General features: G+C 63.4%; 13 protein-coding genes. 9 read left to right on the top strand and 4 right to left on the bottom strand.

Features of this window, described 5'->3' with window-relative positions:
- Nucleotides 1-14: 14 nt before the first annotated feature.
- Complete coding sequence (gene glnA, locus KCN53_RS10840; RefSeq protein WP_088712422.1) at nucleotides 15-1,427, top strand: type I glutamate--ammonia ligase; 1,413 nt, start codon at nucleotides 15-17, stop codon at nucleotides 1,425-1,427.
- 237 nt (nucleotides 1,428-1,664) lie between these two features.
- Here glnA and KCN53_RS10845 read toward each other — a convergent pair whose 3' ends face one another.
- Nucleotides 1,665-2,459 (bottom strand): TorF family putative porin, encoded by a 795-nt coding sequence (locus tag KCN53_RS10845; protein ID WP_088712421.1) that lies wholly within the window; start codon nucleotides 2,457-2,459, stop codon nucleotides 1,665-1,667.
- 426 nt (nucleotides 2,460-2,885) lie between these two features.
- On the opposite strand from KCN53_RS10845, the gene parE reads away from it, so the two are divergent.
- A complete protein-coding gene (parE, locus tag KCN53_RS10850; protein ID WP_088712420.1) occupies nucleotides 2,886-4,868 on the top strand; it encodes a DNA topoisomerase IV subunit B in 1,983 nt (660 codons plus the stop codon).
- Nucleotides 4,869-4,896: 28 nt separating this feature from the next.
- Here parE and KCN53_RS10855 read toward each other — a convergent pair whose 3' ends face one another.
- Together KCN53_RS10855 and KCN53_RS10860 are read right to left on the bottom strand one after the other, a co-directional pair.
- Nucleotides 4,897-5,784, bottom strand: a complete 888-nt coding sequence (locus tag KCN53_RS10855) for a LysR substrate-binding domain-containing protein (RefSeq protein WP_088713428.1) — start codon at nucleotides 5,782-5,784, stop codon at nucleotides 4,897-4,899.
- Nucleotides 5,785-5,871: 87 nt separating this feature from the next.
- Nucleotides 5,872-7,821: a tetratricopeptide repeat protein gene (locus KCN53_RS10860; protein ID WP_088712419.1), complete on the bottom strand. Its 1,950-nt coding sequence runs from the start codon at nucleotides 7,819-7,821 to the stop codon at nucleotides 5,872-5,874.
- A gap of 49 nt (nucleotides 7,822-7,870) precedes the next feature.
- Here KCN53_RS10860 and queC point away from each other — a divergent pair, with 49 nt between their 5' ends.
- The 3 genes from queC to KCN53_RS16190 all read left to right on the top strand — a co-directional run bounded on the left by queC (nucleotide 7,871) and on the right by KCN53_RS16190 (nucleotide 10,487).
- Nucleotides 7,871-8,560, top strand: coding sequence for a 7-cyano-7-deazaguanine synthase QueC (gene queC, locus KCN53_RS10865; protein WP_088712418.1), 690 nt, complete (start codon nucleotides 7,871-7,873; stop codon nucleotides 8,558-8,560).
- Nucleotides 8,557-9,186 carry a 7-carboxy-7-deazaguanine synthase gene (gene queE, locus KCN53_RS10870; RefSeq protein WP_088712417.1) on the top strand — a complete coding sequence of 210 codons (630 nt, stop codon included), beginning with the start codon at nucleotides 8,557-8,559 and terminating at the stop codon, nucleotides 9,184-9,186. The genes queC and queE overlap by 4 nt, the downstream gene beginning before the upstream one ends.
- Nucleotides 9,187-9,269: 83 nt before the next feature.
- The gene (locus tag KCN53_RS16190) at nucleotides 9,270-10,487 is read left to right on the top strand and encodes a GGDEF domain-containing protein (RefSeq protein ID WP_088712416.1); all 1,218 of its coding nucleotides are present in this window, start codon (nucleotides 9,270-9,272) and stop codon (nucleotides 10,485-10,487) included.
- Here KCN53_RS16190 and queF read toward each other — a convergent pair.
- Nucleotides 10,484-10,930 carry a preQ(1) synthase gene (queF, locus tag KCN53_RS10880; protein WP_088713427.1) on the bottom strand — a complete coding sequence of 149 codons (447 nt, stop codon included), beginning with the start codon at nucleotides 10,928-10,930 and terminating at the stop codon, nucleotides 10,484-10,486. The two genes, KCN53_RS16190 and queF, sit on opposite strands and share 4 nt — an antisense overlap.
- A 100-nt stretch (nucleotides 10,931-11,030) precedes the next feature.
- On the opposite strand from queF, the gene sseA reads away from it, so the two are divergent.
- From sseA to KCN53_RS10900, 4 genes are read left to right on the top strand one after another with little or no spacing between them, the layout of a single operon-like run.
- Entirely contained in the window at nucleotides 11,031-11,864 is an 834-nt protein-coding gene (sseA, locus tag KCN53_RS10885; RefSeq protein ID WP_088712415.1) for a 3-mercaptopyruvate sulfurtransferase, read from the top strand.
- Nucleotides 11,861-13,069 carry a cystathionine beta-lyase gene (gene metC, locus KCN53_RS10890; protein WP_224199609.1) on the top strand — a complete coding sequence of 403 codons (1,209 nt, stop codon included), beginning with the start codon at nucleotides 11,861-11,863 and terminating at the stop codon, nucleotides 13,067-13,069. Before sseA ends, metC begins: the two co-directional genes overlap by 4 nt.
- Nucleotides 13,066-14,385 (top strand): mechanosensitive ion channel family protein, encoded by a 1,320-nt coding sequence (locus tag KCN53_RS10895; protein WP_088712413.1) that lies wholly within the window; start codon nucleotides 13,066-13,068, stop codon nucleotides 14,383-14,385. The genes metC and KCN53_RS10895 overlap by 4 nt, the downstream gene beginning before the upstream one ends.
- Before the next feature lie 55 nt (nucleotides 14,386-14,440).
- Nucleotides 14,441-15,550, top strand: a complete 1,110-nt coding sequence (locus tag KCN53_RS10900; RefSeq protein WP_088712412.1) for an acyltransferase family protein — start codon at nucleotides 14,441-14,443, stop codon at nucleotides 15,548-15,550.
- The last annotated feature ends 21 nt before the right edge of the window (nucleotides 15,551-15,571 follow it).

Raw genomic sequence — 15,571 nt, forward strand, 5'->3', positions numbered from 1 at the left:
AAGGCAGGATCAACATGGCGAATAGCGCCTCAGACGTTCTGAAAATGATCAAGGACAAGGAGATCGAGTGGGTCGACATCCGGTTCACCGATCTTCGCGGCAAATGGCAGCATCTCGGCATGGTCTCCGGCGTCGTCGACGAGGACATGCTGTCCGAAGGCTTCATGTTCGACGGTTCGTCCATCGCGGGCTGGAAGGCCATCAACGAGTCCGACATGATCCTGAAGCCGGACCTGGACGCGGTCTATTTCGACCCCTTCTCGGCAACGCCGATGATGATCCTGTTCTGCGACGTCGTCGAGCCGTCGACCGGAGAGCTTTACGAAAGCGATCCGCGGTCGGCCGCCAAGCGCGCCGAGGCCTACGTCGGCCAGGCCGGCATCGGCGATACGGTCTACGTCGGTCCGGAAGCCGAATTTTTCGTCTTCGACGACGTACGCTTCTCCTCCGGATATGATCACAGCTTCTATCATATCGACGACGTCGAACTGCCGACGAACACCGGCAAGACCTATGAGGAAGGCAATTACGGTCACCGGCCGCGCGCGAAAGGCGGCTATTTTCCGGTAGCCCCCGTAGATCCGGCGCACGACCTGCGTTCCGAAATGGTTTCGACCATGATGGAAATGGGCCTGCCCATGGACAAGCACCATCACGAAGTCGGCGCCGCACAGCATGAGCTGGGCCTGACCTTCGGAACGCTGGTCCAGACGGCCGACCGGATGCAGATCTACAAATATGTCGTGCACAATGTCGCGCATGCCTATGGCAAGACGGCGACCTTCATGCCGAAGCCGATTGCCGACGATAACGGTTCGGGCATGCACACGCATATTTCGGTCTGGGACGGCAAGAAGAACACCTTCTCCGGCGACGGCTATGCCGGCCTGTCGGAAACGGCGCTCTACTTCATCGGCGGTGTGCTGAAGCATGCCAAGGCCGTGAATGCCTTCACCAATCCGACGACGAACAGCTACAAGCGCCTCGTCCCGGGTTTCGAAGCGCCCGTCCTGCTCGCCTATTCCAGCCGTAACCGGTCGGCCTCCTGCCGAATTCCGTATGGCTCGGGCGAGAAGAGCCGCCGCGCGGAATTCCGCTTCCCCGACGCACTGGCCAACCCGTACCTTGCCTATACGGCCCTGCTGATGGCCGGCCTGGACGGCATCGAGAACCGCATCCATCCGGGCGACCCGATGGACAAGAACCTCTATGATCTGCCGCCCAAGCAGCTGAAGCGGGTACCGACGGTTGCCGGCAGTCTGCGCGAGGCGCTGACGCAGCTCGACAAGAACCGCAAGATCTTCACTCGCGGCGGCGTCTTCACCGACACGCTGATCGACAGCTACATGGAGCTGAAGATGGAAGAGTTGCTGCGCTGGGAAATGGCGCCGAGCCCGGTCGAATTCGACCTCTACTACTCGGCCTGACCCGGCATCTTGCTGGAAAAAAGGAGGCGTCCCCTTCGGGGGGCGCCTTTTTTTGTGGCCGAGTTTGTTGGCGCGAACGTCGGGCTAGCGGCAACAATCTTCCGTACGCGGCGGACATCCATCCATGACAGGGCGCGCATGACCTTCGGCTGACCTCTGCCAGTAGCGTCGGGCCCACAAAAAAGGGGCGGCCTCTTACGAGAACCGCCCCCCCTGTTGGTTCGATATAGCCTGTCTTTAGAAGCTATAGGCGATCGAAACGACGACCGTGTCGTCGGCAATCAGGCTCCCGACGCCGGGCCCGGCGAGACCCAGGTCGATCTCGCGATCCTCATCGATATCGGTATCGACATAGGCGACACCGAGTTCGAGGCCGTAAATGTCCGTCGAGGCACCGATCGAGTAATCGATGTAATTGTCGTCATAGGACACGCCGCTGGTGCCGAGCCCGCCAAACCCGAAGAAGCCGTCGGTGTAGCCCAGATGCGCCGACAGGGCGATCGGCGTGTTGGGGATGCCGAAGCCTACGTCGCCGTAGAGATAAAGACTGTCATCCGCGTTCGCCTGGTCCGGAGCCCAGGCAATGCCGACGGTCGTCTCGGCTCCGGCAATGTCCGCCCCTACGGACCCGTAAAGTTCGACATAGTCGGTGTCGTCGGTGCCGGGGTAGAGATACCAGAGAACGCCAACGTCATAGACACCGACCGACCCGAAATCGCCGCCGAAGCCGGCATAGAGATCGACCTCGACATGCGAGCCGCCAAAGTCACCAAAGCCCGCCAGGTTCGACGCCCAGGTGCCTACATAAAAGCCGGATGAGTGCGCGAGATCGATGCCGCCCTGAAGCGCCAGATCGCCGTCGCTGAAGTCGATACCGCGGAATCGGTACTCGGAAAACAGACCAACATTTCCGCTAAGTTCCCAGTCGGAGGGAATCCCCGTGCTTTCCGCTTCTTCCAACCCCGTCTGCGCGTAAGCCGGCAACGCCGACAGCGTCGCGAGCGCAGCGCCCGCCAATACGATCTTTTTCATTTCCTACCCTTCCTCAGCTTTTATTGCTGCCCGCTCGAAGGGTCCCCCATTTCAGTTGTTGCACTCTTGTGGTGCATATGAGTCAAAGATTGCAAAGCTCGCCGCGCTGCACAAGAATTTTTCCGGCTGGCGAATTAGTTCGGTTTTTCCTGTTGCGCCGAAGCAACAAGGGGACGGTGATGCTAATCGGTAAGTGATCCCCAGTCCGCGCGCATAAAAAAAGGGCCGGATCCAGAAGGACCCGACCCCAGTAAATCCTTGGGGAGGATCGCCCGTTAAGGCCCATTCTTTTTGCAATGCAGCAAAGCAAAAATCAAGAGGAAATGTGGCGAAAATTATCGTCCGTGCCTCTTTCATGTTGCAACGCCGCAACCGCGGCGCACGCCACCGGTAGCGGAATCAAACCGGGCGGTTTATAGCCGGGGCATGAGCGATCTTTTCGCGGGGGGCAGCGAGGGGCCCACGGACAGCTACGGCGCCGACCAGATCGAAGTCCTGGAAGGGCTCGAGCCGGTACGACGCCGTCCCGGTATGTATATCGGCGGAACGGACGACCGTGCGCTGCATCACCTCGCGGCGGAAGTGATCGACAATGCCATGGACGAGGCCGTGGCCGGCCATGCCAATCGTATCGAGATCCATCTCTTCGCCGACGGCCGGCTGAGCGTCGTCGACAATGGCCGCGGCATCCCCACCGACGAGCACCCGCGCTACCCCGGCAAAAGCGCCCTCGAAGTCATCTTCACCATGCTTCATTCGGGCGGCAAATTCTCGGGCAAGGCCTATGCGACGTCGGGCGGGCTGCACGGCGTCGGCGTATCGGTGGTCAACGCGCTATCGGTCGACCTTGAAGTCGAGGTCGCCCGCAACCGGACCCTCTACAAGCAGACCTTCTCTCGCGGCGACGTGACGAGTCCGCTGACCGAGATGGGGGCCGCGCCGAACCGCCGGGGCACGAAGATCACCTTTCTACCCGATCCGGAAATCTTCGGAGAGTCCGCGCGGCTGAAAGCAAGGCGGCTGTACCGCGTCGCCCGGTCGAAGGCCTATCTCTACGGGGGCGTCGAGATCCGCTGGTCCTGCGACCCAGACCTCGCTGGAGAGGACGTGCCGGCCGAGGCAGTCTTCAAGTTTCCCGGCGGGCTGGCGGATCAACTGGTGGAACTGGTCGGCGGGCGCGACTGCGCGACATCCGAACATTTCACCGGCCGGGCGGATTTCCCCGATGAACAGGGGTCGGTGGAATGGGCCGTGGCGTGGCCGCTTTACGGAGAAGGATCGACGTCCTTCTACTGCAACACGATCCCGACGCCCGATGGCGGCACGCACGAGAATGGCCTTCGTGCTGCGCTGACCAAGGGTGTGCGCGGCTTTGCCGAACTCGTGAACCAGAAGAAGGGCAGCCAGATCACGGCCGACGACGTGACGAACGGCGCAGAGATCATGCTGTCGGTCTTTATCCGCGACCCGCAGTTTCAAAGCCAGACGAAGGATCGCCTGACCAGTCCGGATGCGACGAAGCTGGTCGAGAACGCAATCCGCGACCATTTCGACCATTTCCTGGCCGGGGACATGAACCGCGGGCGCTCGCTACTGGGTTTTACCCTCGAGCGTCTCGACGAAAGGTTGAAGCGCAAGGCCGAGAAGGAAGTGAAGCGCAAGAGCCTGACCGGCAAGAAGAGTTTGCGCCTGCCTGGCAAGCTGACGGACTGCACCGCGAGCGGCTCCGAAGATACCGAACTGTTCATCGTGGAGGGCGATTCCGCCGGCGGTAGTGCAAAGCAGGCGCGCAACCGGAAGACGCAGGCCATTCTTCCCATTCGCGGCAAGATCCTGAACGTCGCGAGTTCCACGCAGGCGAAGATCCTGGCGAACCAGGAAATCGCCGACCTGATCCAGGCCATCGGCGCCGGGGCAGGGAAAACCTATGACGACGAGGCGGTCCGCTATGACCGGGTCATCATCATGACCGACGCGGACGTCGACGGCGCCCATATCGCCACGCTGCTGATGACCTTCTTCTTTCAGGAAATGCCAGCGATGGTGAAGGCGGGGCGGCTGTATCTCGCCCAGCCGCCGCTGTATCGCCTCGCCCAGGGCGGCAAGACCGCCTATGCGCGCGACGATGCCCACCGCGAAGAGCTGATGGCAAGCGACTTCAGCGGGCGCGGCAAGGTGGAAGTGAGCCGCTTCAAAGGTTTGGGGGAAATGAGTCCCGCGCAGCTCAAGGAGACTACGATGGATCCGGCAAAGCGCACGCTGATCCGCGTGAAGCTGCCGCCCGAATATGAAGACCAGTTCGAAGTGCGCGATCTGGTGGAGCGGCTGATGGGCCGGAATCCCGAACACCGCTTCAACTTCATTCAGCAGCACGCCCGCGACCTGGATGAAGACGCGATCGACGCCTAGCCGCGCCGACCGCGGGCGCTGACAGCCGTCAGCTTTTACCGGTTTCGTCCATCAGGGCGTCTACCATCGCCTTCACCTTGGGCTGGCGCCAGCTTTGCGGCGGTGCGACCAGCCAGAAAGCCTCATCGCACGGGGTCGGCTCGAACAGCGCCGCGACTCGCCCGGCAGCGAGGTCACCCGATACGAGGGTGCGCGGCACTCTCGCTGCGCCGTAACCGGCGGCCGCCGCATCGATGGCGAGCCCCCAGTCCGCAACACTGAGGCCGCCGTCGAGATCGGCATGAGAGGCGCCCGCCGCATCGAACCATTCCTGCCAGCTATGGCCTGGATAATGAATGAGCGGGGCCTCTCCGAGATCGGCAGGCCGCCCATAACTGTCCCGCTGGTCCGCGGCGACCACGAGAACAAGCTCCTCGGCGGCGATACGCTTGCCGGAAAGTTCTTCCTCGGCCGGCATCGCGCCCCAGATGATCGCGAGGTCCATGTTCGTACTGGAAAAATCCCGCGCCGCCCCGCTTCCGGTCTCGTCGGTGGGAACGAGAATGAAGCGATCCTCCGCAGACGCCCCGAGCCGGGCGAGGCGCGGCGCCAGCCATTTCGCGATCACCGCACGCGGAGCGCCGATGGTCAGGACCTTGTCCGCCTGCCCCGCCTGCATCGCATCAACCGCGCTTTCGATCTGCGTAAACCCTTCGCGCAGCGCCGGGAGCGCACGTTCGGCTTCGGGCGTGAGCTCGAGATTTCGGGTCAGGCGCCGGAACAGCACGACGCCAAGCGTCTCTTCCAGCGTGCGGATCTGCTGACCGACCGCAGCGGGCGTGACGTGGAGCTCGTCCGCCGCCTTCGTAAAGCTGAGGTGGCGGGCGGCCGCATCGAAGACGCGCAGCGCATTGAGGGGAAGAAGCGTACGTTTCACCGGCCGCGAACTAATCCGCCAGCGCGCGGGCGACAATGTCTCAGTTTGCCGCCATTCGGGATAGAGACGGAAGCTGGCGGCGCGCGGCTAGTATCCGAACCGGAACGCCTGAACCATGGCACTGCATCCGATGGTGCCGCCCTCGCGGTAAATCTTGTTGTAGCGCATACGGGCAGAAATCTTTTCGACCGGATCGCTGAACAGGAGCGGCGGAAAGGAGTAGACCGTCCGGACATTTACCGGAATCCCCTCCGACGTGATGTCGTAGCTGGTCAGCGAACTTCCCGCGAAGCCGCGCCGCGCCATGTCCGAGGGAAAGTCCGAGGAATTCGCATTTGTCCGCTCGATCAGCGGATCGGCGTCAAGCAGCGAGCACTGCGTGGGGCTCAACCCGGTGGAGTCGAGGTAGGCTTGTGCAAGCTCCGCCTGATCTTCCTCGAGTGCGAGCGACGAAAGCCGGAGTTTCGCGAAACTCACGGGCAGCGACTCGGCAGGGAGCCCTTCCTCGAGAAGCAGGCGATATGTCTCGCTGGCCGCGCTTTCGTTGTCTTCATGCTCGAACCGTCTGGCCTTGAGAAGGTACAACGCACTGCGCGCTAACCTGCCCAGTTCCGTCTCGGACGACATCGCCGTCTGGAGCCGGCGATTAAGCTCCCGGCTTCTGGGTTCGTCATAGGGACTTGCGAAATAGCTCCAGACCAGGGCTTGGCCCGGCGGCTCTAAGGCGGTGATAGCCGGAGTGGCCATCAATGCCTCCAGGATGTCGTCCTTGCCGGTCGGAATCTTAGACTGGAGCACACGCACCAAATACGGGATGCCCGCATCGGAAACGTCATCGAGGCTTCCCGCCAACTCGTTCAAAGACGACAGAGCCGCGCGGGCGTCAACGATAGTGGGCTCTTCCGCCGACAAAACCGCGCCGGGCAGCAATTCGGCCACGGCAGGCGCGAAATAGTCGAGCGGCGACAACTTCTCCGCTTCGGTCACGCATCGCACTTCCACCTTGTGCGATGCCCGCCAGAAGGGATTCACCTCCGAGATTCTGGCAGGATCCCAGAGAGTCTCCACGAGCGAGGTCAGAAAGACTTCTTCGATTTCGCCGGGGCGGCTCGAATAGATGGGAGAAATCGCGGCCACGCTCCCGTCCTCACCGATCGCGAACTCCACCACCATCATGTCATCGGGACGAATGTTCGTGACGGGGGCGCAGTCGGGCAATGCGACGTCGAACGGGAGGGGAGGCACCGAATCCTCCTCCGTCGCCGATCCGGCATATTGCATCAGTTCGAGGCCGCGACTGCGTCGCCCGGCAAGCAGATTGGCAAGGCTCGCCTCGCCCCGGACCACCGAATCCTGCAGCGAGATCCGCCGCCCAGAACTTCCAACGATGCGAATTGCTTCTTCATAGGCGTCGACGGCCTCATCCATGCGGCCTGCGTTCAGAAGCGCGCGTCCGCGCAGAAGATGCAGGTTGGCGGCATTATGCTCCCGCACCTCGTCGCTCATACCGTCTATCGATGGCAACGCCTTTAGGGCTCGGTCGAGAATAGCCAGCGCCCGGTCGGAATCGCGAAACATCAGCGTCCTGGCGAGACCGAGACTCGCCCGTCCGACCGGAGAAGCATCCGGCATGGAGGCGGCGCGCCGATAAAGGTCGACCGCTTCCGAGAGGAGGCCGCGCGACTCGTAATGCGCGGCGAGACGGCGGGCCGTGAAAAGCGCGTCGAGACTTGTGTCCCCAAAGTCGCGAAAGAGCTGATCGGCCTGCTCCAGCCGGGAAAATGCCTCGTCCTCGCGATCCAAAGACAGCAGCGCATCGCCAAGGCGGCTGAGAACGGTCGCGCCTACCGGTCCATTTCTCTGTTGCGGCGCTAGTTCGCCAAGAACGGCGGTGAAGCCGCTCGCCGCCTGCCCCCAATCCTCGGCCTCATATGCGCTTTGCGCCTGATCATAGCGGTCCTGCAGCGACTGGGCGCGAACCTGGCCCGCCCCGACCGCCACACACAAACCCAGTGCGAACGCCCCAATCCGCTTCATCGGCCCCTCCATCTTGCCCTCGTGACGATGAAAGGCCAGTTCATGGGGAATGACAAGACAGGCTGTCGTACTTCTTTCAGGCGGGCTCGATTCCACGACCTGCGCGGCGCAGGCGCGCGCGGACGGGTTCGAACTGCTTGCGCTGACCATCGACTACAACCAGCGGCACCGGGTGGAGCTGGACGCCGCCGCTCGCGCCGCGGAGAGGTTCGAAGCGCGGCGTCACGTCGTCCTGCCGCTCGACCTGTCGGCATTTGGCGGTTCGGCGCTGACCTCGGACATGGAAGTGCCGAAGGGCGAAGGCGAGGTCGACGACAGCCAGATCCCCTCCACCTATGTCCCCGCACGCAACACGGTCTTCCTGTCGGTAGCGCTGGCCTTCGCCGAGGCTTCGCGCGCGCGCGACATCTATATTGGCGTGAACGCTCTCGACTATTCGGGTTACCCCGACTGCCGGCCGGCGTTCATCAAGGCCTTCGAGGATCTGGCGGCGCAGGCGACGAAGGCCGGCACCGAGGGGGACCGGTTCCAGGTGCACACGCCGCTGATCGATCTCGACAAGGCGGGGATCGCGACCCTGGCGCGCCAGCTGGGTGTCGATGCCGGCGAAACCTGGACCTGTTACGATCCGGTCGAGAAAGGCGGACAGGTTCTTCACTGCGGCCGGTGCGATGCCTGCCGCCTGCGCCACAAGGGGTTTGTCGAGGCCGGCCTGCCGGACCCAACGGCCTACGCATGAGCTACGCGGTCAAGGAGTTGTTCCTGACCCTGCAGGGCGAAGGAGCTCAGGCGGGACGGCGCGCGGTGTTCCTGCGTTTCTCCGGGTGCAATTTATGGTCGGGCCGGGAGCGCGACCGGGCTAGTGCCGTCTGCACCTTCTGCGACACGGATTTCGTCGGTACCGACGGGGAGCGCGGGGGACGCTACGAGACCGAGGAACTGGCCGGATTGGTCGAGGAGGTCTGGGGCCTGGCGCAACCGGCGCGGCTGGTCGTATGTACCGGCGGCGAACCCCTGTTGCAGCTTGATCGCCAGCTTATCGACGCGCTTCACCGCCGCGGCTTCGAGATCGCCATAGAGTCGAACGGGACGATCGCCGCACCGGATGGCGTTGACTGGATTTGCATCAGTCCGAAAGCTGCGCAGCCGCTGGTTCAGACCCGGGGCCAGGAACTCAAGCTGGTCTATCCGCAGGCGGAAAACGACCCGGCCGACTTCGAGCATCTGGACTTCGAGCATTTCTACCTGCAGCCGATGGACGGCCCGTCCCAGGCCGAGAACATCGCCGCAGCAACGCGCTACTGCCTGGACCATCCCGGCTGGCGGCTGAGCCTGCAGACCCACAAGCTGATTGGCATCCCATAAGGTTTTGCTGCGTGAGAGCCAGTTTGACCACGTCCGGAAGACAGTTAAACTCGGCTTAACTCTTTGGGGGAGGTGTTGCCGCTGTGTTTCGCGCCATCGCGTCGATCGCGAAACGACTTGGCAGCGGCCTGTTCCCTGCCCCGCCCGTGGAAATCCTGCCCGAACTGAGACGCCTGCAGTTCGAAAGGCTGCGCGGCCAGATCCCGCTGCTTCACGGTGTCGGTACCTTCAGTATGGTCCTGATACTCTGGCTTGCGATCCATGACGGCGCGCCGGCCTGGGTTATCGCCCTGCTTTCCTTTCTTCCCCTGTTCAGCATCTACCGCATCTTCTCGTGGCAGCGACGCACGAAGGACGAGATTCCGGACGAGGGCCTCGACGTCTTCCTGCAAAGGGCCATGGTCGGCGGGCTGGGCGCGATAGGCCTTGCAAGCCTCGTTGCCATGTCCTGCTATCTGCTCGATGTTTCTTCGGAACCGGTCGTCATTCCGCTGTCGCTGTTCTTCGGGTCGTTCTGCATCGCGTTCAGCTTCGCGCCCTTGCAGAAAGCCGCAGTCCTCGCGCTTCTCATTTCGATCGTTCCCAGCGCGGTCGTCCTGCTTGCCTCCGACGACGTTCTCGCCCGCATGGTCGCGGTCAGCGGGTTATCGGTCGCGCTCCTCCTCATTCGCTTCATCCGCGAGCATTTCCGCCAGATCGTCGGCAGCCTGCTGCTCGAGCGCCAGGTGCGCGAGCAGTCGGTAACGGACCCTCTTACCGGGCTTCTCAACAGGCGGGGCTTCGATGAGGCGCTCAACCTTGCCATCATGGAAGCGATGGCGTGCGGATCGCAGGTCGTTATCGCCATCGCCGATCTCGACGATTTCAAGGGCGTCAACGACGAACTCGGTCATGCGGCCGGCGACGTCTATCTGCGCACGGTGGCGGAGCGGCTGCGCTCTGCTGCCGGACCGCGCTCCCGGGCCGCGAGGATCGGAGGCGACGAATTCGCGCTGATCTATCCGGTGGCGGGGAAGCGAACCCTGACCGAGCTGGCGGCTGGGCTGCTGCCGCAGGTCGCGCGCCGAATGACCCTTGCCGGGACCGAACTCGAGGTTTCGATCAGCCTGGGATTGGCGGCGTCGGCCCCCGCCGATACGCCCGACACGCTTTTGAAGCATGCTGACGACGCGCTCTACCGCGCGAAGAATGCGGGGAAGAACCAAGCCATGCAGCACGGCCAGGACGAACCTCTCTTCATCCTTGAAGACGGCGGCGCCCGGGGCGGGAGCGGCCGCAGTTCCCTTCGGGCCAGCGGCTAGCCCCGTCCCCGATAGGAAGGCACGCCCTGGTCCGGCACCCAGACGCCGCCCGGCGGCGCACCGGTCTGCCAGAATACATCGATGGGAATGCCCCCGCGCGGATACCAGTAGCCGCCGATGCGCAGCCATTCCGGCTTCATTTCGTCGACGAGCCGGCGTCCGATGCCAACCGTGCAGTCCTCGTGAAAGGCAGCATGATTGCGGAAACTTCCCAGAAACAGCTTGAGCGACTTGGATTCCACGATGGTTTCCTGCGGTACATAGTCGATCATCAGCTGGGCGAAGTCGGGCTGGCCCGTTACCGGACAAAGAGAGGTAAACTCAGGCGCCGTGAAGCGGACCAGAAAGCGCTCGTCCGGGCGCGGATTGGGCACATAGTCGAGAACGGCGTCTTCCGGCGATGCCGGCAGCGACGAGTCTTTGCCAAGAAATTTCGGTTCCATCGCCCGCATCTAGCGCGGGCAGCAGGTCGGACGCTAGCCTTCGCCCGGCGGCGTCGCTAAGGGAACCGGCCCAGACAATGAAGCGGAGGTAGGACGACCCATGGACTCGCTGGTTTCGACCGAGTGGCTGGCAGGCGAACTCGACAAGAGCGATCTCCGCATCGTCGATGCGACCTATTTCCTGGACAAGAACGCCCGAGCCAAATTCGACGAAGAGCATATCCCCGGCGCGGTCTTCATGGACCTTGCCGAGCTTGCCGACCAGGACAGCGATCTTCCGGGCATGCTGCCCTCCGCGGAGAAGTTCGCGAGCCGCATGCAGGCGCTCGGTCTCGGCGATGGCAGCCGCATCGTCGTCTATGATGACAGCCCCCTGAAGACGGCCGCGCGCGCCTGGTGGATGCTGAAGACCTTCGGAGCTCATGAAGTCGCCGTTCTCGACGGCGGGCTGTCGAAGTGGAAGTCGGAGAACCGGCCGGTCGAGAGCGGCAAGGCCAGCGTGCGCCATCGGCACTTCACCGTCTGGAAGGACGAAAGCGGCGTCCGGACGCTTTCCGACATGAAGGAAAACCAGAAGACCGGCGCCGAACAGGTCGTGGACGCGCGCCCCGCGGCCCGCTTCACCGGCGAGGAAGACGATCCCCGCGAGGGCGTGGCTGCCGGCCATATCCGCGGCGCGAAGAACGTTCCGCATTCGCAGCTGTTCAACGATGACGGCACCTACAAGTCGAAGGCCGAGCTGAAGCAAATCTTCAGCGATGCCGGCATCGATACCGAACTGCCGGTCGTGACCATGTGCGGCAGCGGGATTACGGCCGCAGTTCTGTCCTTCGCCCTGCACCTTATCGGGGCCGAGCGTACCGCGCTGTACGACGGCAGCTGGACCGAATGGGGCGGGCAGTCGGACACCAACAAGGTGACGGGAGCCGCGTGAGCGGAGATAGGCCGACGCCAGGGCTGAAGCCGGCGACGCGCCTGGCGCGCGCCGGGCGGGCCCGGCGTTTCACCCAGGGCGTCGTCAACCCGCCCGTCTACCACGCCTCTACCTGCACGTTCGAAACGCTTGCGGAATTCGATGCTCGCCGGGCCGACCCGGATTCGGGCCTGTTCTACGGACGGCGCGGGACGCCGACACTGTGGGCCCTGGAAGAGGCGCTTACGAGCCTGCAGGAACAGGCCGAGGGGACGAGACTATTCCCCTCCGGAGTCGCCGCGATCGCGGGCGCCTTCCTTTCCGTCGTCAGGCCGGGCGATCACGTCCTTCTAGCCGACAGCGTCTACGAACCCACCCGGGCCATGGCGAAAGGGCTCCTGGAGCGGCTTGGAGCCGAACCGGAATATTACGACCCGCGCATCGGCGGCGATGTTGCGGCGCTGTTCCGAAAAAACACCCGTGCGGTCTATATGGAAAGCCCGGGCTCGCTGACTTTCGAGGTGCAGGATGTGCCCGCCATCTGCGCCGCCGCGCAGGACGCGGGCATCACGACCATCGCCGACAATACCTGGGCTAGCCCGCTGCTGTTTCCGGCGCTCGATCGCGGCGTCGATATCGAGATTCAGTCGCTCACCAAGTTCGTCGTCGGCCATTCCGACGTCCTGATGGGCAGTCTGACAGCGCGGAAAAGTCACTGGCCTCGCGTAAAGGCGATGGCGCTTCGCCTCGGTCAGACCGTCGGCCCCGACGATGCCTATCTGACCCTGCGCGGTCTGAGGACGCTCGATTCCAGGCTGAAACGTCATGGAGAGAGCGCGCTCCACATCGCCCGCGAACTCGCCCGCCATTCCGCAGTCGCGCGGGTGCTGTGCCCTGGGCTCGACGGCGACCCGGGGCATGAGCTGTGGCAACGCGACTTCGCGGGCTATTCGAGCCTCTTCTCCATCGAACTGGCCGGCGGATCGAGGTCGGATCTCGCCGCCATGGTGGACCGGCTGGAGCTGTTTTCCATGGGCTTCTCGTTCGGCGGATATGAGAGCCTGGTCCTGCCTGTGGATCCGGGCGAACTGAGGACGGCGACCGAATTTCGCGCCGCCGGGCCGATCCTACGCATTCATATCGGCATGGAAGATCCCGGGGACCTTCTGGAGGACCTTATAGCGGGCCTCGACCGCTTCGCCCGGCAAGCGGGCCTGGCCACATGACGGAGCTGTTCGGCGACTGGCAGCAGGTCGCCGTTCGGCTGGGCGTTCCCGTGGACACGGTGGTCCAGCAGGACACGCTGATCTTCGCGGCCATTGCGATTTTCGTGGCCTGGGTCGCCGGGTGGGCCGTCCAGCGCTATGTCGGCCCGCGCCTACGCGCGTTTCTAAATCAGCGCGACGCGACGGCATTTCACCACATCGCGACCCACGCCCCGCGCCTTCTGGGTGTCGGTACGGTCGTCACGATCCTCGTGGCGGCAAAGGCCGTGCAGGCGTTCGGCTTTTACGGCGCGGTCCTGATCGCAATCGCCCTAGGGCTGGCGGTCGGCCGTCTTGCCTACGTGATTTCGCGGCTGCTGCGGATCAACACGATCCTTGCCCTCTTGTTCGGCCTGCTGGCCGGTCTCGCCTCGATCGCCTCCTCACTGGGCGGGCTGGAGCCGCTGATTACCGCACTGGACGACGCCGCGCTGCGCATCGGGACACGGCGCGTCTCGATCCTCGACGTGCTGAACGCGGTCGTCGTCGTCGTGGTGCTCTATACGCTCTCGCGGTTCGCGGCGCAGCTTCTCAGCCGGCAGATCGGCTCGTCATCCCGCCTGGACCTGTCGCAGCGCGTTCTGTTCCAGAAGATCAGCGGCATTGCGGTTGTCGCCGTCGCGTTCTTCCTGGGCATCGAGCTTCTCGGCATAGATCTGACCGCACTCGCGGTCTTCTCCGGTGCCTTCGGTCTCGCCATCGGCTTCGGCATGCAGAAGACGTTCGGCAATCTTCTGTCCGGCCTGATCCTGTTGGTCGACCGGTCGATCAAGCCCGGCGACGTCATCGTCGTCGACGACACCTTCGGCTGGGTCAACAAGATCGGCGTCCGCGCCGTTTCCATCATCACCCGCGACGGCATCGAATATCTGATTCCGAACGAAATCCTGATGACTGAGCAGGTGGAGAACTGGAGCTATTCCAGCCGCAATGTCCGCATCCACGTGCCCGTCGGCGTGTCTTATAATTGCGACATCCACAAGGCACAGGAGCTGATGCTTCAGGCGGCGAAGGAAACCAAGCGCGTGCTTGCGGACCCGCCGCCGAATGTATGGCTGAAAGGCTATGGCGACAGTTCCGTCGACCACGACATTCTCTGCTGGATCAACGACGCCGAGGAAGGGGTCGGCAACGTCCGCTCGGCGATCCTCAACCGGCTTTGGGACTTGTTCAAGGAACATGGGATCGAGATTCCCTTCCCGCAGCGCGACGTTCATCTGAAAACCGTCCCGGGGGCCCTGTTCGATGCGGAGGGAGGCAGGAAGGATATTTCCTGAAGCTGCTTAATCTGTATTAGCGATAGCCGGCGAGCAGACCGCGCGGGGGACTTTCATGGCAAGCACACCGGACGCCCGGGCCGCCGCTGCCCGCGTTGCCGCGCCAGTTACGATTCAGCCGGGCCTGTCGCTGCTACTGGATGCCGTTCGGTTCGCGGCCGCTCTGACGGTATGCGTGGGGCATTTGTCCGGCGCATGGCTGACCGGCGGTTATCTGTGGCCGGCAGGCTTCGGACTGCAGGCCGCGGTGATGGTCTTCTTCGTCCTGTCGGGTTTCGTCATCGCGGCAACGACCAACAGTCAGGCGGGTCCGAGACCCTATTCGGCGGCTCGTGTCAGCCGTCTGTGGTCGGTCGTGATTCCCGCCCTCGTCGTCACATTCGCCTGCGACATGATCGGGCTTCGCCTGTTTCCAGAGGTCTATCTGTCGGATCACGTGCCAAGCACGAAACTGGACGACCTGCGGCCCCATATTCTCAGTCTGCTTCATCTGCAGGGCAGTTGGCCGTTTCACAGCCTGCCGCACTTTCCCGGGACGAACGGCCCCTTCTGGTCCCTCTCCTACGAGGCGGCCTATTATGCACTGTTCGGCATACTTCTGTTCCTGAAAGGCTGGCGCAGGCTGGCACTGACGGCAGTCATCCTGCTGCTTGCCGGGCCATATATTCTGATCCTCGCCCCTCTCTGGTTCGCAGGCGCAGCACTCTGGTATTGGCGAGATCGCATCGGCAACGCGGCAGCGACGCTCATGATCGCGGTGGGACTGGCATTGTGGGTCCAGTTCTTTCGCGAGATCGAGGCAATCCGCATGTTCGACGAGGCACTGCCATTCCCGCGGTTGACCGAGCGCTATACCGCCGGCGTGGCCACGGTCCTGCTGATCGGCGGCGCGCAGGTCGTCGTAGCGCGCTTCGATCCGCCTCGCCGCTTCATTCGCTGGACGAGGACTGTCGCGGACCACACGTTCGAACTTTATCTGCTGCACCTGCCGGTCGGAATTCTTGCCGCGGCGGCGAGCCCCTTTCCCATGGGCTCTGGGCGGCATGTCCTGTTCGTCTACCTTGCGGTCGCGGCGACGGTTGTTGCCGCCGGCGGACTCAGCGCCCCCCTGCGCAGACGGCTGCGCAGCAGGTTGGACGCACCAGCCGGCCCGGTCGCTGCCTGACCGAAAACAGACTGTGGCCCT

It is taken from the genome of Pacificimonas aurantium, assembly GCF_020092905.1.
Taxonomy (GTDB): Bacteria; Pseudomonadota; Alphaproteobacteria; order Sphingomonadales; family Sphingomonadaceae; genus Pacificimonas; species Pacificimonas aurantium.

Coding starts and splice junctions, on each gene's coding strand:
- glnA (WP_088712422.1), top strand. CDS start 15: ATGGCGAATAGCGCCTCAGACGTTCTGAAAATGATCAAGGACAAGGAG.
- KCN53_RS10845 (WP_088712421.1), bottom strand. CDS start 2,459: ATGAAAAAGATCGTATTGGCGGGCGCTGCGCTCGCGACGCTGTCGGCG.
- parE (WP_088712420.1), top strand. CDS start 2,886: ATGAGCGATCTTTTCGCGGGGGGCAGCGAGGGGCCCACGGACAGCTAC.
- KCN53_RS10860 (WP_088712419.1), bottom strand. CDS start 7,821: ATGAAGCGGATTGGGGCGTTCGCACTGGGTTTGTGTGTGGCGGTCGGG.
- queC (WP_088712418.1), top strand. CDS start 7,871: ATGACAAGACAGGCTGTCGTACTTCTTTCAGGCGGGCTCGATTCCACG.
- queE (WP_088712417.1), top strand. CDS start 8,557: ATGAGCTACGCGGTCAAGGAGTTGTTCCTGACCCTGCAGGGCGAAGGA.
- queF (WP_088713427.1), bottom strand. CDS start 10,930: ATGGAACCGAAATTTCTTGGCAAAGACTCGTCGCTGCCGGCATCGCCG.
- sseA (WP_088712415.1), top strand. CDS start 11,031: ATGGACTCGCTGGTTTCGACCGAGTGGCTGGCAGGCGAACTCGACAAG.
- KCN53_RS10895 (WP_088712413.1), top strand. CDS start 13,066: ATGACGGAGCTGTTCGGCGACTGGCAGCAGGTCGCCGTTCGGCTGGGC.
- KCN53_RS10900 (WP_088712412.1), top strand. CDS start 14,441: ATGGCAAGCACACCGGACGCCCGGGCCGCCGCTGCCCGCGTTGCCGCG.